The sequence below is a fragment of the Streptomyces tibetensis genome, from assembly GCF_040647715.1.
Lineage (GTDB): Bacteria > Actinomycetota > Actinomycetes > Streptomycetales > Streptomycetaceae > Streptomyces > Streptomyces tibetensis_A.
On the sequence record NZ_JBEZCR010000014.1, the window covers coordinates 145,770 to 170,958 of the forward strand.

Below are 25,189 nucleotides of genomic sequence, written 5' to 3' on the forward strand. Positions count from 1 at the left end.
GTCAGCCCTCCGGAATCTCGAACTTGCTGGTGCGCTGCATGCCGGCGGCGCGGCCCTTGCCGGAGATGACCAGGGCCATCTTGCGGCTGGCCTCGTCGATCATCTCGTCGCCGAGCATCGCCGAGCCCTTCTTGCCGCCCGCCTCGGACGTGTAGTAGTCGTACGCGTCCAGGATCAGCTCGGCGTGGTCGTAGTCCTCCTGCGACGGCGAGAAGATCTCGTTGGACGCCTCGACCTGGCCCGGGTGCAGCACCCACTTGCCGTCGAAGCCGAGCGCGGCGGCGCGCTGGGCGACCTCGCGGTAGCCGTCGATGTTGCGGATCTGCAGGTAGGGGCCGTCGATCGCCTGGAGGTTGTTGGCGCGGGCGGCCATCAGGATCTTCATCAGGATGTAGTGGTAGGCGTCCGCCGGGTAGCCGGGCGGCTGCTCGCCCACGACCAGCGACTTCATGTTGATCGACGCCATGAAGTCGGCCGGGCCGAAGATGATCGTCTCGACGCGCTGGGACGCCGTCGCGATCTCGTTGACGTTGTTCAGGCCCTGCGCGTTCTCGATCTGCGCCTCGATGCCGATCTTGCCGACCTCGAAGCCCATGGTCTTCTCGATCTGCGTCAGCAGCAGGTCCAGCGCGACGATCTGCTGGGCCGTCTGCACCTTCGGCAGCATGATGCAGTCGAGGTTCTGGCCGGCGCCCTCGACGACCGTGACGACGTCGCGGTACGTCCACTCGGTCGTCCAGTCGTTGACGCGCACGACCCTCGTCTTGCCCGTCCAGTCGCCCTCGTTGAGGAACTTGACGATGGTGTGCCGCGCCTCGGGCTTGGCGAGCGGCGCGCACGCGTCCTCCAGGTCGAGGAAGACCTGGTCCGCGGGGAGGCCCTGGGCCTTCTCCAGGAAGCGCGGGTTCGAGCCCGGTACCGCCAGGCAGGAACGCCGGGGGCGAAGGCGGTTGACCTGCGGAGCAGGGCTGGTCATGCGGGGACCTCCAGGGGGTCGAGCTTGTTCGCTTTCCGGATCTCGTCGACGATGCAGCCGATGATTCCGGTGATGTCGAAGTCCTTCGGGGTGAAGACCGCGGCCACTCCGGCTTCCCTGAGCTGCTCGGCGTCACCATTCGGGATGATGCCACCGGCGATCACGGGTATATCTGTGGCACCGGCCACACGCAGCCGTTCGAGGACGTCCGGCACCAGCTGGGCGTGCGAGCCGGACAGGATGGACAGGCCCACCGCGTGCACGTCCTCGGCGAGGGCCGCGTCCACGATCTGCTCCGGCGTCAGCCGGATGCCCTGGTAGACCACCTCGAAGCCGGCGTCGCGCGCGCGCACGGCGATCTGCTCGGCGCCGTTGGAGTGACCGTCCAGGCCCGGCTTGCCCACCAGGAAGCGCAGCTTGCCCACGCCCAGGTCCTTGGCCGTCAGGTCCACCTTGCGGCGGACCAGGTCCAGCGCGCTGCCCTCCTCGACGGGCACGGCCACCGGAGCCGAGGAGACGCCCGTGGGCGCCCGGAACTCGCCGAACACCTCGCGCAGCGCCCCGGCCCACTCGCCGGTCGTCGCGCCGGCGCGGGCGCACTCCAGGGTGGCCTCCATGAGGTTCTCGTCGCCGCGCGCGGCCTCCTTCAGCCGCTCCAGCGCCTTGCACGGCCGTGGGTGGTTGAAGGGCGGCTGGTAGCGGCTGTCGCGCCACTGCTCCAGCCCGGCGATGACCCGGGCCTCGACCGCCGGGTCCACCGTCTGGATCGCGGTGTCCAGGTCGGCGGTCAGCGGGTTCGGCTCGGTGCCCTCGAAGGCGTTGACACCGATGATCTTCTCCTGGCCGGACTCGATCCGGCCCCGGCGCTCGGCGTGCGAGGCGACCAGCTGTGCCTTGAGGTAGCCGGACTCGACGGCCGCCATCGCGCCGCCCATCTCCTGGATGCGGTCGATCTCGGCGAACGCGTCCTCGACGAGCTGCTCCACCTTCGCCTCGATCACCTTCGAACCCTCGAAGATGTCCTCGTACTCCAGCAGATCGCTCTCGTACGCCAGCACCTGCTGGATGCGCAGCGACCACTGCTGGTCCCAGGGGCGGGGCAGGCCCAGCGCCTCGTTCCACGCGGGCAGCTGCACGGCGCGGGCGCGGGCGTCCTTGGAGAGGGTGACGGCCAGCATCTCCAGCACGATCCGCTGGACGTTGTTCTCCGGCTGCGCCTCCGTCAGGCCCAGGGAGTTGACCTGGACGCCGTAGCGGAAGCGGCGCTGCTTGGCGTCCTCGATGCCGTAGCGCTCACGGGTGATGCGGTCCCAGATGCGGCCGAACGCCCGCATCTTGCACATCTCCTCGATGAAGCGGACACCCGCGTTCACGAAGAACGAGATGCGTGCGACGACATCGCCCATGCGCTCCTGCGGCACCTGGCCGGAGTCGCGCACGGCGTCGAGGACGGCGATCGCGGTGGACATCGCGTACGCGATCTCCTGGACCGGCGTGGCGCCCGCCTCCTGCAGGTGGTAGCTGCAGATGTTGATCGGGTTCCACTTCGGGATGTGGGAGACCGTGTACGCGATCATGTCCGTCGTCAGGCGCAGGCTCGGGCCCGGCGGGAAGACGTGCGTCCCGCGGGACAGGTACTCCTTGACGATGTCGTTCTGGGTCGTGCCCTGGAGCTTGGTGATGTCCGCGCCCTGCTCCTCGGCGACGACCTGGTAGAGCGCCAGCAGCCACATGGCGGTGGCGTTGATCGTCATCGAGGTGTTCATCTGCTCCAGGGGGATGTCCTGGAACAGCCGGCGCATGTCACCGACGTGCGCGATCGGCACGCCGACCCGGCCGACCTCGCCGCGGGCGAGGATGTGGTCGGAGTCGTAGCCGGTCTGCGTCGGCAGGTCGAACGCCACCGACAGACCCGTCTGGCCCTTGGCGAGGTTGCGCCGGTACAGCTCGTTGGACGCCTCGGCCGTGGAGTGACCGGCGTACGTGCGCATGAGCCACGGTCGGTCCTTCTCCCGCCTGACCGCGGCGGGCTGACGCTCAGTCATCTGTGCCCCCGTATGTCTCAGATGTTGCGGAAGCGGTTGATGGCGTCGATGTGCTGCGCGCGCTTCTCCTGGTCGCGCACGCCCAGGCCCTCCTCGGGGGACATGCACAGCACGCCGACCTTGCCCTGGTGCAGGTTGCGGTGCACGTCGTAGGCGGCCTGGCCGGTGTCCTCGAGGGAGTACACCTTCGACAGGGTGGGGTGGATCTTGCCCTTCGCGATGAGCCGGTTGGCCTCCCAGGCCTCGCGGTAGTTGGCGAAGTGCGAGCCGATGATCCGCTTCAGGGACATCCACAGGTAGCGGTTGTCGTACTCGTGCATGTAGCCCGAGGTGGAGGCGCAGGTGGTGATGGTGCCGCCCTTGCGCGTGACGAACACCGAGGCGCCGAAGGTCTCACGGCCGGGGTGCTCGAAGACGATGTCGATGTCCTCGCCGCCGGTGAGCTCGCGGATGCGCTTGCCGAAGCGCTTCCACTCCTTGGGGTCCTGGGTGTTCTCGTCCTTCCAGAACTTGTAGCCCTCGGCGTTGCGGTCGATGATCGCCTCGGCGCCCATCGAGCGGCAGATGTCCGCCTTCTGGTCGCTGGAGACGACACAGATCGGGTTGGCGCCGCCGGCCAGCGCGAACTGGGTGGCGTAGGAGCCGAGTCCGCCGCTCGCGCCCCAGATCAGGACGTTGTCGCCCTGCTTCATGCCGGCGCCGTTGCGGGAGACCAGCTGCCGGTAGGCGGTGGAGTTGACCAGACCGGGGGCGGCGGCCTCCTCCCACGACAGGTGGTCGGGCTTGGGCATCAGCTGGTTGGACTTGACCAGCGCGATCTCGGCGAGGCCGCCGAAGTTCGTCTCGAAGCCCCAGATGCGCTGCTCGGGGTCGAGCATCGTGTCGTTGTGGCCGTCGCTGGACTCCAGCTCGACGGACAGGCAGTGCGCGACGACCTCGTCACCGGGGCGCCAGGCGTTGACACCCGGGCCGGTGCGCAGGACGACGCCCGCGAGGTCGGAGCCGATGATGTGGTACGGCAGGTCATGGCGCTTGGCCAGCTCGTTGGTGCGGCCGTAGCGCTCCAGGAAGCCGAAGGTGGACAGCGGCTCGAAGATCGAGGTCCACACCGAGTTGTAGTTGACCGACGAGGCCATGACGGCCACCAGGGCCTCGCCCGGGCCGAGCTCGGGCAGCGGCACCTCGTCCAGGTGGATCGACTTGCGGGGGTCCTTGTCGCGGGTCTCGAGGCCCGCGAACATCTCCGTCTCGTCCTTGTGCACGGTGATCGCGCGGTACGACTCGGGGAGCGGGAGGGCGGCGAAGTCCTCCGACGTGGAGTCGGGCGACTGGATCGCGGCCAGGATGTCCTTAACGGTCACGGTGTTGCCTCCGGCGGTGAGCGCCCTGAGGGAGGGGCGCCGATGGGTTCGTCGGTGCTGCTGAGGGTTGAGGGTGTGCCGTCGGTTCGGCGGTGGTGCTGTTCGGCAGCGCATGGTGGCGCGGGAGGTTGCCTGTGACGCAGGCGTCCGGGCGTGCAGGCGGGTTCGGCCTGCCGGGACGTCGTCCGGACTCCTTCAACGTATGACACCGCGTGTCACCCCGCAAGGCACTGAGTGCCAGAACTTGGCCTCAGATGAAATCTTTACGTAACAAATGAGCGATGATCGATCGAACGGGCTCTTCAAGGGCCTGCAAAACGGCCCCTGACATGCCAAAACGGCCACCCCGAGGGGTGGCCGTCATCACACGGGTGAAGGGGCTCTCAGCGCTCCTTGAGCGCCTGCTCGATGGTCCGCATGACCTCGTCGAGCGGTGCGTCGGTGCGGGCGACGGTCACCAGTACCTCGCCCTGCGCCGAGGCGGTCGCCACGGCCGGCTGCGGTTCCGTGGAGCGCCCCGCCCCGATGCCGGTGCCGAACGTCTTGCGCACGATCGCGAAGGCGTGGTCCAGCTGTGCCTCCACGTCGCCCTGGCCGCCCGCCCGCAGCCAGCGCCGCAGCACGTGGTTGTGGGCCGTGACGACCGCGGACGCGGCGACCTCGGCCAGCAGCGGGTCGTCGTTGGCGTCGTCGGCGTGCGCCCGCTCGTCGAAGTGGCCGAGGAGGTAGCGGGTGAAGAGACGCTCGTAGCGGGCCACCGACGCGATCTCCGCCTCGCGCAGGGTGGGCACCTCGCGCGTCAGCTTGTAGCGGGCGACCGAGATCTCCGGCCGGGCCGCGTACATCCGCATGACCTCCTTGATGCCCCGGCACACCGTGTCGAGCGGATGCTCGTGCGCGGGCGCGGCGTTGAGCACCGCCTCGGCCCGGATCAGGGTGTCGTCGTGGTCGGGGAAGATCGCCTCTTCCTTGGAGCGGAAGTGGCGGAAGAAGGTGCGGCGGGCGACCCCGGCCTGGGCCGCGATCTCGTCGACGGTGGTCGCCTCGTACCCCTTGGTCGCGAACAGCTCCATCGCGGCGGCCGCCAGTTCCCTGCGCATCTTGAGCCGCTGGGCGGCGGCGCGGGAGCCGGCGGCGCTTTCCGGCGCGTCGGCAGTGGCGGGTGTACGTGAGGACCTGGCGGGCTGGGACATGCCCTGAACGTACTGCATGTGCGCAGCTCGCCGCGCATGGCCCGGTTCTTCCCCGGGGCCCGGGGGCGGGTCAGGGGCGGGCGGGCCGGCCGGGTGGAACCGGTCCGGGCCGAGCAGGCCGCCCCACTCCGCGCCGGACCGGAACCAGTCGCCTGGACGCTCAGCGCTTGGCATATTCGCGGAAGCCGCGGCCGGTCTTGCGGCCGAGGCAGCCCGCGGCCACCAGGTGCTCCAGCAGCGGCGCCGGAGCGAGCCCCGGGTCGCGGAACTCGCGGTGCAGGACCTTCTCGATGGCCAGCGAGACGTCAAGACCGACGACGTCCAGCAGCTCGAAGGGGCCCATCGGGTAACCGCCGCCCAGCTTCATCGCCGCGTCGATGTCGTCGAGCGACGCGTAGTGCTCCTCGACCATCTTGATCGCGTTGTTCAGGTACGGGAACAGCAGCGCATTCACGATGAAGCCGGCCCGGTCACCGCAGTCGACGGGGTGCTTCCTGATCCGGCCGCAGACCTCGCGGACCGTGGCGTGCACGTCGTCGGCGGTCAGCACCGTGCGGACGACCTCGACCAGCTTCATGGCCGGCGCCGGGTTGAAGAAGTGCATGCCGATCACGTCCTGCGGGCGCGAGGTGGCCCGGGCGCAGGCGACGACCGGCAGCGACGAGGTCGTGGTGGCCAGGATCGCGCCCGGCTTGCAGACCTTGTCCAGTGTCGCGAACAGCTGCCGCTTGACCTCCAGGTCCTCGGCGACCGCCTCCACCGCCAGGTCGACGCCCGCGAAGTCCTCGTAGCTGCCCGAGGCCGTGATGCGGTCCAGGGTCTCGGTGGCCGCCTCGGCGGTCATCCGGCCCTTGTCGACCGAGCGGGACAGGGACTTGCCGATCCGGGCCTTCGCGGTCTGCGCCTTCTCCGCACTGCGGGCGGCGATGACCACCTCGTACCCGGCCTTGGCGAAGACCTCGGCGATACCGGAGGCCATGGTGCCCGAGCCCGCGACACCGACGGAACGGATCTCCCGGCCGGGAGCCAGGTCACCGCCCTCCAGCGGGGTCAGCGCGTCGCGCACGACGACCGCGCTGCCCGGCGCCTCGTACGTGTAGAACCCGCGCCCCGCCTTGCGGCCGGTCAGCCCCGCCTCGCTCAGTTGCTTGAGGATCGGGGCCGGGGCGTGCAGCCGGTCCCGGGAGGCGGAGTACATGGCCTCCAGGACCGTGCGCGCGGTGTCGACGCCGATCAGGTCGAGCAGCGCCAGCGGGCCCATCGGCAGCCCGCAGCCCAGCCGCATCGCGGCGTCGATGTCCTCGCGGGAGGCGTACTTCGCCTCGTACATCGCGGCGGCCTGGTTGAGGTAGCCGAACAGCAGGCCGTCCGCGACGAAACCGGGGCGGTCGCCGACCGCGACGGGTTCCTTGCCCAGGTCGAGCGCGAGGTCGGTGACCGCCGTGACGGCAGCCGGAGCGGTCAGCACCGAGGAGACGACCTCGACCAGCTTCATGGCCGGCGCGGGGTTGAAGAAGTGCAGGCCCAGCACCCGCTCGGGGCGGGAGGAGTCGGCGGCCAGCCGCGTCACGGACAGGGCGTTGGTGCCGGTCGCAAGGATCGTCTCGGGACGCACGATCCCGTCCAGCTCCCGGAAGATCTGGTGCTTGATCTCGTACGACTCCGGGGCCACCTCGATGACCAGGTCGGCGTCGGCGGCGGTGCGCAGGTCACCGGAGGTGCTGACCCGGCCGAGGATCTCGGCGCGCTCCTGCTCGGTCAGCCGGCCGCGCTCGACGCCGCGGGCGGTGGAGGCCTCCAGGGCGGCGACGCACTTCGCAGCCTGGGACTCGCTGACGTCGATGCCGACGACCGTGCGGCCGGCCTTGGCGAGGACCTCGGCGATGCCGGTGCCCATCGTGCCGAGGCCGACGACGGCGACGGTCTGCAGCGTGGACTGGGACGGGTCGGAAAGGGGAGAGGCCATCGCGGGACTCCAGGATGAGGGTGACGACGGGAAACGCGCCCCGGGTGCGCCCAAGGGGCCGGCAGGAGCCGAACCACGGACGCACCGGGTGCGTGGATGAGTGCGGGTGCTGGCCGGGCTGCGAAGCGCACACGCCCGGTGCCGCCTCCACGGGCGTGCACACGCCCGGGATGAACGGTGATTCCGACCGGCCCTGTCCCGGGGCCGAGCCGTACTGCGGTACCTGAGGCACCGAACCGACTGCTCCCGCGACAGCCGCGTCACCAGACCGCCGCGAGGAATGCGAGTGGGTAACTCGCTCGTCTGAGCTTAACCGGCGGGTAACGAGCGCGCCAGCCCCCCGTCTTTGTGATGTGCGTCCCGCCCGGCCCGCGACGCCCTAACCTCTGATGCATGGACGAAGAGTTGCGATCACTCACGGAGCGCTTACGGCAGGAGTCGGGGGCGTCGCCCGCGTTCGAGCGGCTCGTGGCGACCGACGACCTCGACGCCCTGGCCGCGATGCTGACCGAGCCCGGGCAGCACCTGTGGGCGAGGGAGCTGGCGGCGTTCCGGCTCGGGCTCGCGCGGGACCGGCGGGCCTTCGAGGCCCTGGTCCTGTTGCTCAACCACCGTGACCCCCCGCGCTGCGCCTCCGCCGCCCACGCCCTCGCCCGGCTCGGCGACCCGCGCACCGCCCGCGCGGCCGCGGCCCTCGCCACCAACGAACTGCGCGTCGCCTACGCCCTGCACCCGGTACGGCTCCTGGTCGAGCTGCGCGCCCCCGAGGCGGTGCCCGCGCTGATCACCACCCTCCGGCGCAGGCTGCGCCCGCACGACCCGTACCGCCGCGTGGCCCTCGCCTGTGTGGACGGGCTCGGGGTGCTGGGTGACGTCCGGGCGGGGCCGGTGCTGAACGAGGCCCTCGCACATCCTGCGCTGGCCGAGGCGGCGGTACGGGCGCTGGGGCGGATCCCGAAGCAGAGGTGACGTCAGCGGTCCAGAGGCCTGGCGTACCGCACTTCGGGAACCGCGACCCCGTCCACCTCGAAGGGCTCCTCGGCACCGTCCGCGCTGAGGCCCGCCCGCTCGTAGAACCGGCGGGCCCGGTCGTTCCCCTTGAGCACCCACAGCAGCAGACGGCCGTGGCCCGCGGCGGAGCAACGCGCGACGCACTCCCCGAGCAGCGCCCGCCCGACGCCCCGCCCCACCTGATCCGGGTGGACGTAGAGCGCGTACAACTCGGCATCCTCGGTGAGGACTTCGCCCTCCCGGTACGGCCCGTGGCAGGCCCAGCCGACGAGCTCGCCGCCGGTGCCCTCGGCGACCAGGTTCACCACGCTGCCGTCACTGCGCGAGAGGTGCGTGCGACGGCGCTCGGCGTCCGCCTCGACGCTGAGCCCGTCCAGGTACGACTGCGGGATCAGGCCCCGGTAGGCGCCGCGCCAGCCGCCGACCCGGATCTCCGCGACGCGGTCGCAGTCGGCGAGCGTCATCTCACGTATCCGCAGGCTCATGACGCGACCGGGGCCGGGAGGCGGTACCGGGCGGCTGGGGCCACGCGGTCCGTGGCGGGGATTCTCGTCAGCTCACTCACGCGGCCATGGTGGACCATGGCACAGACGACGACCGCCCCCGACGGTTCGTCAGCGGCTCAGCGGCTCAGCGGCTCAGCGGCTCTGCGGCTCTGCGGCTCTGCGGCTCTCGGCTCAGCGGGCGGCGGTTCAGCCGCGGGAGCCGAGCAGGGCGTGCAGCACCGAGCCGTTCGAGGACGCCGACGCCGCCTTGTCCGACGCCGTCGCGGGGGGCTTCGGTTCGGGCAGTGCGTCGCACGCCGCGTCCGCCTCGCCGAAGCCGCGTGGCACCGTGCCGTCGGTCAGGTAGGCCGCCAGGTGTTTGTCCAGGCAGGCGTTGCCGCTCAGTGTGATGCCGTGGTTGCCGCCGCCCTGCTCGACCACCAGGCTGGAACCGGCCAGCAGACGGTGCATGGTGACACCGCCCTCGTACGGAGTGGCCGCGTCGGCGGTGGCCTGGAACAGCAGCACCGGTGGCAGCTTGCCGTTCGCCACGTTCACCGCGCGCAGCGACTCCGTCGGCCAGAACGCGCACGGCGCGTTGTACCAGGCGTTGTTCCAGGTCATGAACGGCGCCTTCTCGTACGCCGCCCAGTTGTCCTTGCGCCACTGGTGCCAGTCGCGCGGCCAGAAGGCGTCCCGGCACTGCACCGCCGTGTAGATGCTGTAGCTGTTGTCGTCCGCGGCGTCCATCGCGCCGAAGTCCGTGTACGCCGCGACCAGCGGTTCGGGGTTCTTGCGGTTCACGTACGCCGCGAACGCCTCCGCCAGAGGTGGCCAGTACCCGTTGTAGTAGGCCCCCGGGAGGTAGGTGTCCTCGAGCTCCGCCGCGCCCACCCGGCCGCCCGCGGGCTTCTTGGCCAGAGCCGCCCGCATGGCGTACCAGGTGGCTTCGACCCTCTCCGGGTCGGTGCCGAGCCGGTACCGCGCGTCGTGCCTGGCGACCCAGGCGAGGAAGGCGCGGTGACGGTCGTTGAAGGCGTGGTCCTGGTTGAGGTTGGCGGTGTACCACACGTCGGTGGGGTCGACGACCGAGTCCAGGACCAGGCGCCGGACCCGCTGCGGGTACAGGCCGGCGTAGACCGCGCCCAGGTAGGTGCCGTACGAGTAGCCGAAGTAGTTGATCTTCTTCGCGCCCAGGGCCTGCCGGATCGCCTCGATGTCGTGTGCGGCGCTGATCGTGTCGATGTACGGCAACAGGTGCCCGTACTTCCCGGTACAGGCGGCCGCGAAGGATTTGGCGCGGGCGAGGTTGGCCCGCTCGGCCTCCGGCGTGCTCGGAACCGAGTCCGGACGCACCGGGCCGAAGTAGCCGGGCTCGCAGTCCAGTGCCGGTCTGCTGGCCCCCACTCCGCGTGGGTCGAAGCCGATGACGTCGTACTGGGCCGCGACCTCCTCGGGCAGCGAGTCCGCGACGAAACCGGCGAGGGCGAGGCCGTCGCCGCCGGGGCCGCCCGGGTTGACCAGCAGCGGGCCCTGGAACGTCTTCGCGGTGTGCGGGACGCGGGACAGCGCGAGGGTGACCTGCCGGCCGTCCGGGTGCGCGTGGTCGAGCGGCACCTTGAGGGACGCGCACTGGAGCGACGGATAGTCGGTGGTGCCGCACTTCCTCCAGCCGGGCTTCGCCAGGCGAAAGGTACCTGTGGAGTGCGGTGCGTCCGCCTCGGCGGGCACGGCCGTGAGGCTCCCGGCCAGCGCGACGGCGACGGCGCCGCACAGCACGGCTGCGCGTGTTCTCATGGAGGCCTTCCAGGACGGAGGGGCGTCGGACCGCGGGGCTCACGGTCCTCGCCGATTCGTCCCGGCACGGGGCGCTGAAAGAACGTGTTCCGTCGAGACCCCACCCGATTGGGTCGCGGGATGCGCTCGAACGCTCCTACCCCAACCCTCCTAGAGGAGCGACAGTTGGGTCGGCTCGGACGAAGGGGGCTCGGCCGGTTCGGGCGGCCGGATCCGCCGTGGTGTGTCCGCGCGCGTGGGACCGATGCCGTACTCCTCGGCCAGTTCGTGCACCTGCCGGGTGATCCGCCGCTGGTACCACTTCGGGGCGTAGGAGCCCTCCGCGTACATCCGCTCGTAACGGGCCACCAGGTGCGGGTGGTGTTGCCCCAGCCAGGCCATGAACCACTCGCGGGCGCCGGGCCGCAGGTGGAGCACCAGCGGCGTCACGGACGTGGCACCGCAGGCCGCGATCGCCCGTACCGTGGCACGCAGTTGGGCGGGGCTGTCGCTGAGGAACGGGATCACCGGCGCCATCAGCACTCCGCAGCCGATGCCGTGGTCGCCGAAGGTGCGCACGACCTCCAGGCGCCGCTCGGGTGCCGGCGTGCCCGGTTCGACGGTCCGCCAGAGCTCCTCGTCGGTGAAGCCGACCGAGACGGAGATGCCGACGTCGGTCACCTGTGCCGCCTGTTTGATCAACTCCAGGTCGCGCAGGACGAGCGTGCCCTTGGTCAGGATCGAGAAGGGGTTCGCGTGGTCGCGCAGGGCCGAGATGATGCCCGGCATCAGGCGGTAGCGGCCCTCGGCGCGCTGGTAGCAGTCGACGTTGGTGCCCATGGCGATGTGCTCGCCCTGCCAGCGGCGCGAACCGAGCTGCCGGCGCAGCAGCTCCGGCGCGTTGGTCTTGACCACGATCTGGCTGTCGAAGCCGAGGCCCGTGTCGAGGTCCAGATAACTGTGCGTCTTGCGCGCGAAGCAGTAGACGCACGCGTGTGAGCAGCCGCGATAGGGATTGACCGTCCACTGGAACGACATCCGCGAGACCGCCGGCACCCGGTTGATGATCGAGCGGGCCCGGATCTCGTGGAAGGTGATCCCGCGGAACTCCGGGGTGTCGAAGGTACGCGTGACCACCGCGTCCGCGCCGAACAGCGCGGCGTCGGCCCGGCTGTGTTCGGAGTCCACGGTGAGGTTCTCCCAGCGCATGACGCCTCCTCGGTAGCACTGACCACAGAATAGAACACATGTTCCCTTGATCGTGCGAGGGTGTTTTCCGAAACCGATCGACCGGGTTGCGCCACCCCGATTTGGGGCGCCGGGTGGCGGGGTGGTTGGCTTTGCCCCGACCCCCGAGCAACCAGGTCCTGGAGGAAAGCGATGGCGCAGGTCGAGGCCACAACGGAGCGGATCGTCGCGGCGGACGCGGAGACGGTGTTCGACGCCCTCGCCGACTACAGCGGCACCCGCGCGAAGCTGCTGCCCGAGCAGTTCAGCGAGTACGAGGTGCGGGAGGGCGGCGACGGCGAGGGCACCCTCGTCCACTGGAAACTCCAGGCCACCAGCAAGCGCGTGCGCGACTGCCTCCTGGAGGTGAGTGAGCCCACCGACGGCGAGCTGGTCGAGAAGGACCGCAACTCCTCCATGGTCACCACCTGGCGGGTCACTCCGGCCGGAGAGGGCAAGTCCCGGGTCGTCGTGACCACCACCTGGACCGGCGCCGGCGGCATCGGCGGCTTCTTCGAGAAGACCTTCGCCCCCAAGGGCCTCGGCCGGATCTACGACGCGATGCTCACCAAGCTCGCCGCCGAGGTCGAGAAGTAGCCCTCTCGAGCAGCGGATGTCCGAGGGCTGTTGCCGGTGCCACTCGCCCGGCTCCCTGCCCGGCGCGCGGCCCCCTCACCGGTTCGGGTGATCTCCGTGCGGCCCGCTCCTGTGCCGTAACTCGTCGCGCTTGCTCGTAGTTGTCGCTTTTACGCGGGAATTGTGCGGCAGCGCGACGAGGGGAGCGGTGAGTGGGCGGGATCACTCTGGCGCAGGACGAACCGGCGGTGGCGCCTCCCGTCACCCCCGTGCCGCCGCCGGATCAGGACAGCGGACCCAGCCCCCGCCGGGTGCGGCTCGTCTTCTTCGCCCTGATGCTGGCCCTGCTCCTGGCCGCCCTGGAGCAGATGATCGTCGCCACGGCGCTCCCGAAGATCGTCGGTGAGCTGCACGGCCTGGACCGGATGTCCTGGGCGATCACCGCCTACCTGCTCACCGCCACCGTCGGCCTGCCGGTCTACGGCAAGCTCGGTGATCTCCTCGGCCGCAAGGGCGTCTTCCAGTTCGCGATCGTCGTCTTCGTCATCGGCTCCGCGCTCGCGGGCCGGGCGCAGACCATGGACCAGCTCATCGTCTACCGCGCCCTGCAGGGCGTCGGCGCGGGCGGCCTCATGATCGGCGTCCAGGCGATCATCGCGGACATCGTGCCGCCCCGGCGGCGGGGCCGCTACATGGGCCTGATCGGCGCCGCCTTCGGCCTCGCCTCCGTGGCCGGACCGCTGCTCGGCGGCTACTTCACGGACCACCTCTCCTGGCGCTGGTGCTTCTACGTCAACGTCCCCTTCGGGCTGGTCACGCTGGCCGTCGTCGCCCTCACGCTGAAGCTCCCGAAGCCGGCCGCGCGGGCCCGTCTCGACGTCCTCGGCGCGCTGTTCCTGACGGCCGCCTCCACCTGCCTGGTCCTGCTGACCAGTTGGGGCGGCACCGAGTACGCCTGGGACTCCCGCATGATCCTCGGGCTCGCGGCCGGGGCGACGGCGGCCACCGTCCTCTTCCTGGTCACCGAGCGCTTCGCCGTCGAACCCCTCATCCCGCTGCGGCTGTTCAGGGACTCCGTCTTCAACGTCACCGGCCTGGTGGGTCTGGTGATCGGGGTGGGCCTGTTCGGGGCGGCCGGCTACCTGCCGACGTACCTGCAAATGGTCGACGGGGCCTCCGCGACCGCATCGGGCCTGCTCATGCTGCCGATGATGGCCGGCATCGTCGGCGCCTCGCTCGTCGTCGGCCAGCTGATCAGCCACACCGGCCGCTACAAGGCCTACCCGATCCTCGGCAGTGCCCTCTCCGCCGTCGGGATGTGGCTGCTGTCGCGGCTGGAGGTCGGCACGCCCCGGCTGCACTACAGCGTCTGGATGGCCGTCCTCGGCACCGGGATCGGCATGGTCATGCCGGTGCTGATCCTCGCCGTGCAGAACTCCGTGCGCCCGGCCGACCTCGGCACCGCCACCAGCGCCAACAACTACTTCCGGCAGATCGGCGGCAGCGTCGGAGCCGCCGTCTTCGGCACCCTCTTCACCGACCGGCTCGCCGACGCCCTCGCCGGGCGTCTCCCCGGGCGCGCGGGCACCGCCCTCCCGGACCCCGCATCCCTCACCCCGCAGCTCGTGCACGCACTGCCCCCGGCCCTGCGCGACGACTACATCCGGGCGTACGCCGACGCCATGCCGCGGATCTTCCTCTACCTGGTGCCGGTGCTCGTCCTCGGACTGGTCATCGCCCTCTTCCTCAAGGAGAAACCCCTGGTGTCCCACAACGCCTCCGTCACCGACCCGGGCACGGCGCCGGGGAACGCCCCCGTCCCGCAGGCCCGCGCCGCGTACGGCGCCGGTGTGCCCGTGTGCGGCTCGGTGCAGCATCACGACGGGACCGTCGTACCCCGCGCGGCGCTCACGCTCATCGACGTCACCGGGCAGCAGACCGGGCGCGGGGCGAGCGGCGAGGACGGGCGCTACGCGCTGGCCACCCCGGGACCGGGCTCGTACGTGCTGATCGCCGCCGCCGGCGGCCACCAGCCGCAGGCGGTCACCGTGACCGTCGGCGAGCGTCCCGTCGAGCTCGACATCGTCCTCGGCGGCGCCGGGAACCTGATCGGCACCGTGGTCACCGCCGACGGCACGCCCGTACGGGACGCCACCGTCACCCTCACCAACGTGCACGGCGAGGTCGTCGCCACCACCCGCAGCGGCCGGGAGGGCGGCTACGTCATCACCGAGCTCGTCGCCGGCGAGTACACCCTCGCCGCATCCGCGCCCGCCTTCCGCCCGGCAGCGCTCCCCGTCACCGTCCAGGCCGCCCGCGAGACCCGCCGGGACATCGAACTGGCCGGCGGCGCCGTGCTGCGCGGCACCGTCCGGGCGGGCGGGGGCCGGCCCGTGGAGGACGCGCGTGTGACGCTGCTCGACGTGGCGGGCAACGTCGTCGACACCCTCACCACCGGCGCCGACGGCACGTTCCGCTTCGTCGACCTGTCCTCCGGCGAGTACACGGTCATCGCGGCCGGCTACCCGCCCGTCGCCACCGTGCTCCAGGTCGCCGGAGGAGGCCGCAGCGAGCGGGACCTCCAGCTGAGCCACGAGGACTGAGCGAGCACCGGCCGGGGGGCGAACGGCACCGGCGCGCGGGGTCGTACGCCGGTGCGAGTCCCGCGCGGGGCAATTCCCGCATTGCCTCACATGGCCGGCGGCGGTCGCCGTACGGTGGTGACGCCGGCACAGATCTTGCGTCCGTGGGGAGAGAGGGCCTGGGCCATGGACCGTGGCATCGACAGGGCTGAGCAGGGCGCGGGAACGGAACCCGCCGAACCCGGCCGTGTCCCCCTGGCCGTCGTCGTGGTCGACCGTGACGGCCTCGTCTCCCACTGGAGCCGCGGTGCACGTCGTTTGTTCGGCGTCCCCAAGGAGGAGGCGATCGGACGCACCGCCCTCGACCTGCTCCCCGTCTCCGGCGCCCTGCCCGAGGAACAGGGCCCCACCGGGGCCGGGGCCGCCGAGGACGACCCCGGCCCCGGGCTCGAATCCTCCCTCGACGGCGGGCTCTCCTACCCGGCGGCGGGCCGTGCCCGGCTCACCGCGTCCGGGGACGGCCGGGTCGACGTCCTGTGGTGGGCCTACCCGCTGGTGGGACCCGGGCCCGAGCGGCTGCTCGTGGTGGCCGCCGGGACGGAGGGGCTGGGGGCGGGCGACGGGGCGTGCGAGCGGATCGCGCCCGGCTTCGCGCTGCACACCGACTTCCCCGGGGCGGAGGAACTCGCCCGCCGGCTCCCCGAGATCCTGCCCAGCATGAGCGTCGGCGAGAGCACCCGGATCGTCGCGCAGGTCCTCGAACTCGGTTACCCGATCCTGGAGTTCAGCCGGAACGACCGGGTGCCCGTCACCCCCGACTGGGGCGTGGCCCGGCGCGCCGAGCGCAGGGCGCGCCGGGAACGGGCCGCGCGGGCGCTCGCCGCCGGCGAACCCGTACCGGAGGAGCTGCGGGCCGAGGGCGAGGACCTCGAGTACGCCGCCGTCCGTGAGCGCCTGGAGTTCCTCAACGAGGTCAGCGGACGCATCGGCACCTCCCTCGACCTGTCCCGCACGATCGTCGAGGTCAGCCGGGCCGTGGTGCCCCGCTTCACCGACGTCGCCGGTACGTATCTGCGTGAACAGGTCGTCGCCGGCGAGGGGTTCGAGGACGGGGTGCCCGACACGACCACGATGTGGCACCGGGTCGCCCTGGAGCACACCGACGAACCGGGCCGCTGGGACGACGTCGTCCCCGTCGGCGAGGCCATGCCGTTCCCGGCGCACACGCCGTTCTTCCAGTGCATGACCAGCGGTCAACCCGTGCTCGTGCCGCGCATCAGCGAGCAGATGGGACACGCCATCGCCGCGCAGTTCGACAAGCGCGACATCCGGCCCCTCATCACCGGCCGCTCGATGCTGGTCGTGCCCCTCAAGGCGCGCAACGTCGTGCTCGGCTTCATGATCCTGCTGCGGCACCCCGAGCGGCCCGTCTTCAACGACATGGACCGGGTCACCGGAGCCGAACTCGCCGCCCGGGCGGGCCTCGTGCTCGACAACGCGCGCATGTACACCTTCCAGGAGAACGTCGCCGAGACGCTCCAGGACAGCATGCTCCCGCACATCCCGTCCCGCATGGCCGGCTGCGACATCGCCACCCGCTACCTGCCGGGCACGCTGCTCGGGCGGATCGGCGGCGACTGGTTCGACGCGGTCAAACTGCACGGCGGACGCACGGCGTTCGTCGTCGGCGACGTCATGGGCCACGGTCTGAACTCCGCCGCGATGATGGGCCAGTTGCGGACGGCCGTGCAGACCATGGCCGGGCTCGACCTGCCGCCCGCACAGCTGCTGCGCAATCTCGACGACCTCGCCCAGCGCCTCGGCGACAGCTACCTGGCGACCTGCCTGTACGCCGTCTACGACCCCATCGCGGGCGAACTCCACCTCGCCAACGCCGGGCACATCCCGCCCGTCCTGGTCCGGGCCGCCGACGGCCGCAGCGAACTGCTGGATCTGCCCACGGGCGCGCCCATCGGCGTCGGGGGCGTGCCCTTCCAGGCCGTACGTGTGCGCGTCGAGCCCGGCGACCGGCTGGTGATGTGCACCGACGGACTGGTCGAGGTGCGCGGCGAGGACATCGGGGTGGGCCTCGCGACGCTCTGCGAGTCGGCAGCCCACCCGGCCGCGTCCATGGACGACGCCTGCGACACCATCATCCGGGCGCTCAACACACGGGGCGGCCGCAAGGACGACGTCGCCCTGCTGATGGCCCGCCTGGGCGGCATCGAGCCGGACGACGTGGCCGAATGGCGGCTCGTCCTCGATCCGGCGGAGGTGGGCCGGGCCCGCGCGGCGGTGCGCGAGCAACTGCACGACTGGGGCCTGGCGAAGCTCGCCGCACCGGCCGAGCTGATGGCCGGCGAACTCGTGACCAACGCCGTACGGCACTCCCACGCCCGCCCCGTCGCACTGCGGCTGGTCCGCGGCGACACTCTGCTGTGCGAGGTGGACGACGACGACCACGAGTTGCCGACGCTGCTGCACGCGGGCCCGCTCGACGAGGCAGGACGTGGTCTGCGCGTCGTCAGCACGCTGTCCCGCGCGTGGGGGTCCAGCCGGACCAAGGCCGGCAAGACCGTCTGGTTCGAGCTGACGCTGCCACGTCGCTGACGCGTCACCGGCCGAAGGCGAAGTGTCGCAGCGCGTCGGTGTTCTTGTGGCCGGGGCCAGGGCGCGGTACACCGGTCTCGCCCGTCGCTCGGCGGGATCCGTTCGCACCCCCGGGAGTGGGACATGAGCGTGACGCGCAGGTACCGGGAAGCCTGGGAGGGGTTCTGGCGGGAGGCGTCCGCCGAACCCGGGGCGGTGTTCTGGGACGCGGAACCGGTGCTGACCGTGGGCCCGCACCTCGCCCTGTTCGAACCGTACCTGGCCGATCCCGGGCTGCCGCTGGTGGATCTCGGCTGTGGCAACGGCACGCAGACCCGCTACCTCGCCGACCGTTTCCCGCACGTCCTGGGCGTCGACCTGTCCGCCGCGGCCCTCGACCACGCCCGGCGGGCCGACCCGGCGGGGCAGGCGGCCTACCGGCAGCTGGATGCCGCCGCGAAGGAGGAGACGCAGGCGCTGCACGCGGAGCTCGGCGACACCAACGTCTATCTGCGGGGCGTCCTGCACCAGTGCGAGCCCGAGGACCGGCAGTCCCTGGTCGACGGGATCGCCACGCTGGTCGGCGACCGCGGCCGTGCCTGTCTGGTGGAGCTCTCGGGCGCCGCCAAGCCCGTCCTGGCGGGCCTGGCGGGCGGCCCCGAGGGACCGCCGCCCAAGCTGGCGCCCGTGTTCCGGCACGGCATCGCGCCCGGAGAGGTGTCGGACGAGGCCGTTCCCGAGTATCTGCGCTCAGCCGGTCTGACCGTGCTGGCCAGTGGCCGACTGCCGTTGACGACCACGGAGTACCGCCCCGACGGCACGCGCATCGAGCTGCCGTCCACCTGGCTGGTGGCTGGGCGTACGGCGTGAGACGGGCGTACGGCTCAAAGCGGGCGTATGGAGTGAGACGGGCGTACGGCTCAAGGCGGGCGTACGGCCCGGGCGGGCGGTCGGGAGAGCCGGGCGTGGCGATGCGGTCTGGTGGGATACGGATTTGTCGGTGTACGGTCACTCTGCGGTCGCTCTGCCCCGGTCCGTGCCCCCTGCCTCGCCCCCACGGAGGACAGCCATGCCCATGCCCTGGTTACGGATGCTTGCCGCGTCGGCGGTGTCGGCGGTGCTGATCGGCGCGAGCCCCGTCACGACCGTCGCCGCACCGGACCATCGCGGAGTGGGCGACAGTGTGCACACCGCCGGACGCGTCAAAGCCGCCGGCGACGTGCTCCAGTACAGCTGGCCCGGTGTCTACTTCGAGGGCCGTTTCCGGGGTACCGGCGTGGGCGTCGTGCTCGACGACGCGGCCGCCGACTACGACGTCCAGGTCGACGGAGCCACCGTCGCGACCCTCGTCACGCCGGGGAGGACCACCCACTGGGTCAGGGGCCTGCGCGACGGCGCCCACATCGTCCGGCTCGTCAAGCGCAACGACACCCCGTGGAGCACCAGCTCCTTCGGCGGCTTCGTCGCCGCACCCGGCGGTGCCGTCCTGGCCCGGCCGGCCGCGCGCAGCCGCCAGATCGAGTTCATCGGCGACTCCCTCACCGTCGGCTACGGCAACCTCTCCACCTCCCGCGACTGCGACGGCGAGCAGCTCAAGCGCACCACCGACACGGACGTCAGCTACGGCGCGCTCACCGCCCGGGGACTGGGCGCCGACTACCAGGTCAACGCCTACTCGGGCCAGGGCATGGTGCGCAACTACAACGGAGGCTCGCCGGAGGTGAACTACCGCACCTTCTACGACCGCGCCCTGCTGAACGTGCCGGGCGACGTCTGGCAGAACCCGGGCACCTGGCGGCCGCAGCTCGTGGTGGTCCACCTGGGCACGAACGACTTCTCGACCCCTCTCAACCCGGGCGAGCCCTGGACCGACGCGAGCCTCGCCGCCGCCTACCGCAGCGCCTACAGCGGCTTCCTCGCCAAGCTGCGGCAGCGCTACGGGGCCGCCACCACCATCCTGGCCGTGGGCACGGGTCCCTTCGCCGGCCATGTCGAACACGTCGTGCGGGAACGCAACGGCGCGGGTGACCCCCGAGTCCGCTTCTGGTCCCTGGACACCACCGGCCTGGACTACGGAGGCTGCCACTGGCACTACTCGGCCCGCGACCACCGCCTCCTGGCCGGCCGCCTCACCGCGCTCCTCGCCGACCTGCCGATCCGTTGGTGACCACCTCGTAGCCGGTTGCGCCCGCAGCGCGTAACGTGACGAACCATGAACATCTCCGCCCCGGACGGCTCGTCATGAGGATCCTCATCAGCGCCGACATGGAGGGCGCCACCGGCGTCACCTGGCCCGACGACGTGATGCCGGGTGCCTCCCAGTGGGAGCGGTGCCGTTCCCTGTTCACCTCCGACGTCAACGCCGCCGTCCTGGGATTCCACGACGGCGGCGCCGACGAGGTGATCATCAACGAGGCGCACTCCACCATGCGCAATCTGCTGCTGGAGCAGCTCGACGACCGCGCCCGGATGCTCACGGGCCGGCACAAGGCGCTGTCCATGGTGGAGGGAGTGCAGCACGGCGACATCGACGGCGTCGCGTTCGTCGGCTACCACGCCGGCGCCGGCATGGAGGGCGTCCTCGCGCACACCTACCTCGCCAACTCCATCACGGGCGTGTGGCTGAACGACGTACGGGCCAGCGAAGGCCTCCTCAACGCCCATGTCGTCGCCGAGTACGGGGTGCCGGTCGTGCTGGTCACCGGGGACGACATCGCCTGCGAGGACGCGCTCGGGTACGCGCCCGAGGCGCTGAAGGTCGCGGTCAAGGACCATGTGTCGCGCTACGCGGCGGTGTGCCGCACACCCGCCCGCACCGCGGCCGACATCCGGGCGGCGGCCAAGGAGGCGGCCGCACTGGCGGTGCGTCACGAACCCGTGCGGGGCGGCCCGTTCACCGTGGCCGTGGAGTTCGACGCGGAGCACCTGGCGATGGCCGCCACCGTCGTCCCGGGGGTGGACCGGATCGCGGAGCGCAAGGTGGCCTACACGAGCGGGACCATGTACGAGGGCATCCGCGCCTTCAAGGCGGTCACCACGATCGTCTCGGCCGCGGTGGAGGAGCAGTATGGCTGAGCAGGTGGACGGGACCGCGCTGGAGGAGGTCGTGACGTTCACGTCCGACCTCATCCGGATCGACACCACCAACCGGGGCGGCGGCGACTGCCGGGAGCGGCCCGCCGCCGAGTACGCCGCCGCTCGGCTCGCCGACGCCGGCATCGAGCCCACGCTGCTGGAGCGCACCCCGGGGCGGACCAACGTCGTCGCCCGCATCGAGGGCACCGACCCCTCGGCCGGTGCCCTGCTGCTCCACGGTCATCTGGACGTCGTGCCCGCGGCGGCCGCCGACTGGAGCGTGCACCCCTTCTCCGGCGAGATCCGCGACGGTGTCGTCTGGGGGCGTGGCGCCGTCGACATGAAGAACATGGACGCGATGATCCTGGCCGTCGTGCGCGGCTGGGCACGCCAGGGTTTCCGGCCCCGCCGGGACGTCGTCATCGCCTTCACCGCCGACGAGGAGGCCAGCGCCGAGGACGGCTCCGGATTCCTCGCCGACGAGCACCCCACGCTGTTCGAGGGGTGCACCGAGGGCATCAGCGAGTCGGGCGCCTTCACCTTCCACGACGGCGACGGACGGCAGATCTACCCGATCGCGGCCGGGGAACGCGGCACGGCCTGGCTGAAGCTCACCGCCCGCGGACGCGCCGGGCACGGCTCCAAGGTCAACCGGGACAACGCCGTGACCCGCCTCGCGGGCGCGATCGCCCGGATCGGCGCGCACGAGTGGCCGCTGCGGCTGACCCCGACCGTCCGCGCCGCCCTCACCGAACTGGCCGCGCTCTACGGCATCGCAAGCGACCTCACCGACGTGGACGCGCTGCTGGAGAAGCTCGGCCCGGCCGCGAGGCTCGTCGAGCCGACCCTGCGCAACAGCACCAACCCGACCATGCTCGACGCCGGTTACAAGATCAACGTCATTCCCGGCGAGGCGGTGGCCCACGTGGACGGCCGGTACATGCCCGGCGGCGAGGAGGAGTTCCGCACCACCCTCGACCGGCTCACCGGGCCGGACGTGGACTGGGAGTTCCACCACCGCGAGGTCGCCCTGGAATCGCCCGTGGACTCGGCGACCTTCGCGGGCATGCGGGCCGCCATCGAGGAGTTCGCCCCCGAGGGGCATGTCGTGCCGTTCTGCATGTCCGGCGGCACCGACGCCAAGCAGTTCTCCCGCCTGGGGATCACCGGCTACGGCTTCACCCCGCTGAAGCTGCCGGACGGCTACGACTACGCGGCCATGTTCCACGGGGTCGACGAGCGGGTACCGGTCGAGGCGCTGCACTTCGGAGTCCGTGTACTCGACCGGTTCCTGCGGACGGCCTAGGAGAGTGGGGGAGACGGTGCGGACGCTGGCCTACGGAGCGTGGCCCTCGCCCATCGACGCGGCCCTGACCGCCGCACACGACGGGCACCCGGAGCACGTGGGCTTCGTCGGCGACGAGGTGTGGTGGACCGAGCCGCGCCCCGCCGAGGGCGGCCGGCGCACCCTGGTGCGACGGCACGCCGACGGCCGCGAGGAGTCGCTGCTGCCCGCGCCGTGGAACGTGCGCAGCCGGGTCATCGAGTACGGCGGTCACCCATGGGCCGCGCTCGACCGTGACACCGGACCGTTGGTGGTGTTCGTGAACTTCGCCGACCAGCGCCTGTACCGCTGCGAGCCGGGCGGTGAGCCCCGTCCGCTCACCCCGCTGTCCCCCGTGGGCGGGGGACTGCGCTGGGCCGAGCCGCTGCCGCTGCCCGAACGGGGTGAGGTGTGGTGCGTGCTGGAGGAGTTCACCGGCGGCGGCCCCACCGATGTGCGCCGCGTCCTGGCCGCCGTGCCCCTGGACGGATCCGCCGCCGAGGACCGCGGCGCGGTACGCGAACTCACCGACGGCCGGCACCGGTTCCTGACCGGGCCGAAGCTCTCGCCCGGCGGCCACCGGGCCGCCTGGCTCGCCTGGGACCATCCGCGCATGCCGTGGGACGGCACCGAACTGCTCCTCGCCGACGTCACCCCCGAGGGCACCCTGAGCGGCGCCCGGACCGTGGCCGGCGGCCCCGGCGAGTCGATCGCCCAGGCCGACTGGACCCACGACGGACGCCTGCTGCACGCGAGCGACCGCACCGGCTGGTGGAACCTCTACCTCGACGGGCGGCCGCTGTGTCCGCGCGAGGAGGAGTTCGGCGGCGCGCTGTGGAAGCTGGGTTCGAGATGGTTCACGCCGCTGGCCGGCGGTCTGATCGCCGTCGTGCACGGCCGGGGCGCCACCGCCCTCGGCGTACTGGACCCTGAGACCGGCGAGGTCGTCGACGCGGCCGGGCCCTGGACCGAGTTCGCCCCCACCCTCGCCGCCCACGGCGAACGGGTCGTCGCCGTCGGGGCCAGCCCGCGCAGCGCCTACGAGGTCGTCGAGCTGGACGCCCGCACCGGCCGGGCCCGCGTCGTCGGCGCCGAGCACGACGACGCCGTCGACCCCGCCTACTACCCCGAACCGCAGATCCGCACCTTCACCGGCCCGGACGGGCGTGACATCCACGCGCACATCTACCCGCCGCACCACCCCGGCTGCGTCGCGCCCGGCGACGAACTGCCGCCCTACGTCGTCTGGGCGCACGGCGGGCCCACCAGCCGGGCCCCGCTCGTGCTCGACCTGGAGATCGCCTACTTCACCTCGCGCGGCATCGGCGTCGCCGAAGTGAACTACGGCGGCTCCACCGGGTACGGCCGTCCCTACCGCGAGCGGCTGCGCGAGCAGTGGGGGGTGGTGGATGTCGAGGACTGCGCCGCCGTCGCCCTGGCCCTCGCCGACGAGGGGACCGCCGACCGCGGCCGGCTCGCCGTCCGGGGCGGCAGCGCGGGCGGCTGGACCGCCGCCGCCTCGCTCACCACCACCGACGTCTACGCCTGCGGCACCATCAAGTACCCGATCCTGGACCTGACCGGCTGGGGCACGGGCGAGACCCACGACTTCGAGTCACGGTACCTGGAAGGCCTCATCGGGCCGCTCGCCGACGTGCCCGCCCGGTACGCGGAGCGCTCGCCCGCAACCCGGGCCGACCGTCTCACCGTGCCGTTCCTGCTGCTCCAGGGCCTGGACGACGTGATCTGCCCGCCCGTCCAGTGCGAGCGGTTCCTGGCCCGGCTGGCGGGCCGGAGGGTGCCGCACGCCTATCTCACCTTCGCGGGGGAGGGGCACGGCTTCCGCAGGGCGGAGACCATGGTGCGCGCCCTGGAGGCCGAACTCTCCCTCTACGCCCAGGTGTTCCGCCTGGACCCGCCCGGTGTTCCGACCCTGGAGCTCGCCGAGTGAACCCGCTGGTACGACCGCCGCGGCTCACCCCCGGCGCCCGCGTCGCCGTCGTCGCACCGAGCGGGCCCGTGCCCGAGGAGCGGCTCCAGGCCGGGCTCGACATCCTGCGCAGCTGGGACCTCGACCCCGTGGTGGCACCCCATGTGCTCGCCCGGCACGACGAGTTGGGCTACCTGGCCGGCCCGGACGAGCGGCGCGCCGCCGACCTCCAGGGCGCCTGGTGCGACCCGTCCGTGGCGGCCGTGCTGTGCGCCCGCGGCGGATACGGGGCACAGCGCACGGTCGACCTGCTCGACTGGGAGGCGATGCGGGCGGCGGGCCCGAAGGTGTTCGCCGGATTCAGCGACATCACGGTCCTGCACCAGGCGTTCGCCACACGTCTGGGCCTGGTCACCCTGTACGGGCCGGCGGCCGCCGGAGTCGACTTCCTCAAGAACGCCCGGGCCCAGGACCATCTGCGGGCCACCCTTTTCGAGCCGGAGTCCGTCACGACCCTCACGGCCGTCCCCCCGGGCGGCGCCGCACTGATACCGGGCCGCGCCAGGGGCATCACGCTCGGGGGCTGTCTCAGCCTGCTCGCGAGCGACCTCGGCACCCCGCACGCCCACCCCGGGGCGCGAGGCGGGCTGCTGCTGATGGAGGACGTCGGTGAGAGCCCGTACCGCCTGGACCGCTACCTGACGCAACTGCTGCGCACCGGCTGGCTGCACGGGGTCGCCGGCATCGTCCTCGGCTCCTGGGCGGGCTGCGGACCCTACGGGGAACTGCGCGCGGTCCTCGCCGACCGGCTGGGCGGTCTGGGTGTCCCGGTCGTGGAGGAGTTCGGGTTCGGGCATGGCGTGGGGGCGCTGACCATGCCCCTCGGGGTGAGGGCCGAACTGGACGCCGGGTCGGGCACGTTGACACTGGAGGAACCAGCCCTCAGCTGACGGCTCCTCACCTGAAGGCCCGTCAAGAACCCTCGTTTCGGTGATTGACGGCATCTGACACGTGTCACACGATGACAATCGGCCGGTACCTACTGGTCGGTATCCGGGTTGCCCTCACGTGGA

General features: G+C 71.8%; 18 protein-coding genes. 10 read left to right on the plus strand and 8 right to left on the minus strand.

All coding sequences use genetic code 11. From position 1 onward, the window contains the following. Nucleotide 1 precedes the first annotated feature (1 nt). The 5 genes from AB0B29_RS31825 to AB0B29_RS31845 all read right to left on the minus strand — a co-directional run bounded on the left by AB0B29_RS31825 (nucleotide 2) and on the right by AB0B29_RS31845 (nucleotide 7,541). Nucleotides 2-976 (minus strand): HpcH/HpaI aldolase/citrate lyase family protein, encoded by a 975-nt coding sequence (locus AB0B29_RS31825; RefSeq protein WP_344465932.1) that lies wholly within the window; start codon nucleotides 974-976, stop codon nucleotides 2-4. Beyond that, on the minus strand, nucleotides 973-3,021 hold the full coding sequence (locus AB0B29_RS31830; protein ID WP_362245187.1) for a protein meaA: 2,049 nt from the start codon (nucleotides 3,019-3,021) through the stop codon (nucleotides 973-975). The genes AB0B29_RS31825 and AB0B29_RS31830 overlap by 4 nt, the downstream gene beginning before the upstream one ends. 17 nt (nucleotides 3,022-3,038) lie before the next feature. Further along, nucleotides 3,039-4,382 (minus strand): crotonyl-CoA carboxylase/reductase, encoded by a 1,344-nt coding sequence (gene ccrA / locus AB0B29_RS31835; RefSeq protein ID WP_362245189.1) that lies wholly within the window; start codon nucleotides 4,380-4,382, stop codon nucleotides 3,039-3,041. Between the two features lie 383 nt (nucleotides 4,383-4,765). Beyond that, a complete protein-coding gene (locus AB0B29_RS31840) occupies nucleotides 4,766-5,575 on the minus strand; it encodes a TetR family transcriptional regulator (RefSeq protein WP_344465926.1) in 810 nt (269 codons plus the stop codon). A 160-nt stretch (nucleotides 5,576-5,735) separates the two neighbouring features. Next, a complete protein-coding gene (locus AB0B29_RS31845) occupies nucleotides 5,736-7,541 on the minus strand; it encodes a 3-hydroxyacyl-CoA dehydrogenase family protein (protein WP_362245191.1) in 1,806 nt (601 codons plus the stop codon). Nucleotides 7,542-7,934: 393 nt separating this feature from the next. Here AB0B29_RS31845 and AB0B29_RS31850 point away from each other — a divergent pair, with 393 nt between their 5' ends. Next, entirely contained in the window at nucleotides 7,935-8,510 is a 576-nt protein-coding gene (locus tag AB0B29_RS31850) for an adenylosuccinate lyase (RefSeq protein WP_362245193.1), read from the plus strand. Nucleotides 8,511-8,512: 2 nt separating this feature from the next. Here AB0B29_RS31850 and AB0B29_RS31855 read toward each other — a convergent pair whose 3' ends face one another. The 3 genes from AB0B29_RS31855 to AB0B29_RS31865 form a co-directional block, all read right to left on the minus strand. Then, a complete protein-coding gene (locus AB0B29_RS31855; RefSeq protein ID WP_362245195.1) occupies nucleotides 8,513-9,037 on the minus strand; it encodes a GNAT family N-acetyltransferase in 525 nt (174 codons plus the stop codon). A 207-nt stretch (nucleotides 9,038-9,244) separates the two neighbouring features. Then, nucleotides 9,245-10,834 carry an alpha/beta hydrolase gene (locus AB0B29_RS31860; protein ID WP_362245197.1) on the minus strand — a complete coding sequence of 530 codons (1,590 nt, stop codon included), beginning with the start codon at nucleotides 10,832-10,834 and terminating at the stop codon, nucleotides 9,245-9,247. A 150-nt stretch (nucleotides 10,835-10,984) separates the two neighbouring features. Next, a complete protein-coding gene (locus AB0B29_RS31865) occupies nucleotides 10,985-12,022 on the minus strand; it encodes an Rv2578c family radical SAM protein (protein ID WP_362245199.1) in 1,038 nt (345 codons plus the stop codon). 171 nt (nucleotides 12,023-12,193) lie between these two features. Here AB0B29_RS31865 and AB0B29_RS31870 point away from each other — a divergent pair, with 171 nt between their 5' ends. The 9 genes from AB0B29_RS31870 (at nucleotide 12,194) to AB0B29_RS31910 (ending at nucleotide 25,066) form a co-directional block, all read left to right on the plus strand. Continuing rightward, the gene (locus AB0B29_RS31870) at nucleotides 12,194-12,637 is read left to right on the plus strand and encodes an SRPBCC family protein (RefSeq protein ID WP_030843880.1); all 444 of its coding nucleotides are present in this window, start codon (nucleotides 12,194-12,196) and stop codon (nucleotides 12,635-12,637) included. Nucleotides 12,638-12,828: 191 nt separating this feature from the next. Further along, a complete protein-coding gene (locus AB0B29_RS31875) occupies nucleotides 12,829-15,219 on the plus strand; it encodes an MFS transporter (protein WP_362245201.1) in 2,391 nt (796 codons plus the stop codon). A 165-nt stretch (nucleotides 15,220-15,384) separates the two neighbouring features. Beyond that, nucleotides 15,385-17,808 carry an ATP-binding SpoIIE family protein phosphatase gene (locus tag AB0B29_RS31880; RefSeq protein WP_362245203.1) on the plus strand — a complete coding sequence of 808 codons (2,424 nt, stop codon included), beginning with the start codon at nucleotides 15,385-15,387 and terminating at the stop codon, nucleotides 17,806-17,808. Between the two features lie 123 nt (nucleotides 17,809-17,931). Continuing rightward, a complete protein-coding gene (locus tag AB0B29_RS31885; RefSeq protein ID WP_362245205.1) occupies nucleotides 17,932-18,657 on the plus strand; it encodes a class I SAM-dependent methyltransferase in 726 nt (241 codons plus the stop codon). A gap of 205 nt (nucleotides 18,658-18,862) precedes the next feature. Then, entirely contained in the window at nucleotides 18,863-19,954 is a 1,092-nt protein-coding gene (locus AB0B29_RS31890; RefSeq protein WP_362245207.1) for an SGNH/GDSL hydrolase family protein, read from the plus strand. A 74-nt stretch (nucleotides 19,955-20,028) separates the two neighbouring features. Further along, nucleotides 20,029-20,862 (plus strand): M55 family metallopeptidase, encoded by an 834-nt coding sequence (locus tag AB0B29_RS31895; RefSeq protein WP_362245209.1) that lies wholly within the window; start codon nucleotides 20,029-20,031, stop codon nucleotides 20,860-20,862. Continuing rightward, the gene (locus AB0B29_RS31900) at nucleotides 20,855-22,168 is read left to right on the plus strand and encodes a M20/M25/M40 family metallo-hydrolase (RefSeq protein ID WP_362245211.1); all 1,314 of its coding nucleotides are present in this window, start codon (nucleotides 20,855-20,857) and stop codon (nucleotides 22,166-22,168) included. The genes AB0B29_RS31895 and AB0B29_RS31900 overlap by 8 nt, the downstream gene beginning before the upstream one ends. Nucleotides 22,169-22,172: 4 nt before the next feature. Next, nucleotides 22,173-24,137: a S9 family peptidase gene (locus AB0B29_RS31905; protein WP_362245213.1), complete on the plus strand. Its 1,965-nt coding sequence runs from the start codon at nucleotides 22,173-22,175 to the stop codon at nucleotides 24,135-24,137. After that, nucleotides 24,134-25,066 carry a S66 peptidase family protein gene (locus AB0B29_RS31910; protein ID WP_362245215.1) on the plus strand — a complete coding sequence of 311 codons (933 nt, stop codon included), beginning with the start codon at nucleotides 24,134-24,136 and terminating at the stop codon, nucleotides 25,064-25,066. Before AB0B29_RS31905 ends, AB0B29_RS31910 begins: the two co-directional genes overlap by 4 nt. Nucleotides 25,067-25,189 lie beyond the last annotated feature (123 nt).

Bases quoted from the DNA above. Each gene is read 5' to 3' on its own strand.
- AB0B29_RS31825 (WP_344465932.1), bottom strand. From the start codon at position 976: ATGACCAGCCCTGCTCCGCAGGTCAACCGCCTTCGCCCCCGGCGTTCC.
- AB0B29_RS31830 (WP_362245187.1), bottom strand. From the start codon at position 3,021: ATGACTGAGCGTCAGCCCGCCGCGGTCAGGCGGGAGAAGGACCGACCG.
- AB0B29_RS31840 (WP_344465926.1), bottom strand. From the start codon at position 5,575: ATGTCCCAGCCCGCCAGGTCCTCACGTACACCCGCCACTGCCGACGCG.
- AB0B29_RS31845 (WP_362245191.1), bottom strand. From the start codon at position 7,541: ATGGCCTCTCCCCTTTCCGACCCGTCCCAGTCCACGCTGCAGACCGTC.
- AB0B29_RS31850 (WP_362245193.1), top strand. From the start codon at position 7,935: ATGGACGAAGAGTTGCGATCACTCACGGAGCGCTTACGGCAGGAGTCG.
- AB0B29_RS31855 (WP_362245195.1), bottom strand. From the start codon at position 9,037: ATGAGCCTGCGGATACGTGAGATGACGCTCGCCGACTGCGACCGCGTC.
- AB0B29_RS31860 (WP_362245197.1), bottom strand. From the start codon at position 10,834: ATGAGAACACGCGCAGCCGTGCTGTGCGGCGCCGTCGCCGTCGCGCTG.
- AB0B29_RS31865 (WP_362245199.1), bottom strand. From the start codon at position 12,022: ATGCGCTGGGAGAACCTCACCGTGGACTCCGAACACAGCCGGGCCGAC.
- AB0B29_RS31870 (WP_030843880.1), top strand. From the start codon at position 12,194: ATGGCGCAGGTCGAGGCCACAACGGAGCGGATCGTCGCGGCGGACGCG.
- AB0B29_RS31880 (WP_362245203.1), top strand. From the start codon at position 15,385: ATGGACCGTGGCATCGACAGGGCTGAGCAGGGCGCGGGAACGGAACCC.
- AB0B29_RS31885 (WP_362245205.1), top strand. From the start codon at position 17,932: ATGAGCGTGACGCGCAGGTACCGGGAAGCCTGGGAGGGGTTCTGGCGG.
- AB0B29_RS31890 (WP_362245207.1), top strand. From the start codon at position 18,863: ATGCCCTGGTTACGGATGCTTGCCGCGTCGGCGGTGTCGGCGGTGCTG.
- AB0B29_RS31895 (WP_362245209.1), top strand. From the start codon at position 20,029: ATGAGGATCCTCATCAGCGCCGACATGGAGGGCGCCACCGGCGTCACC.
- AB0B29_RS31900 (WP_362245211.1), top strand. From the start codon at position 20,855: ATGGCTGAGCAGGTGGACGGGACCGCGCTGGAGGAGGTCGTGACGTTC.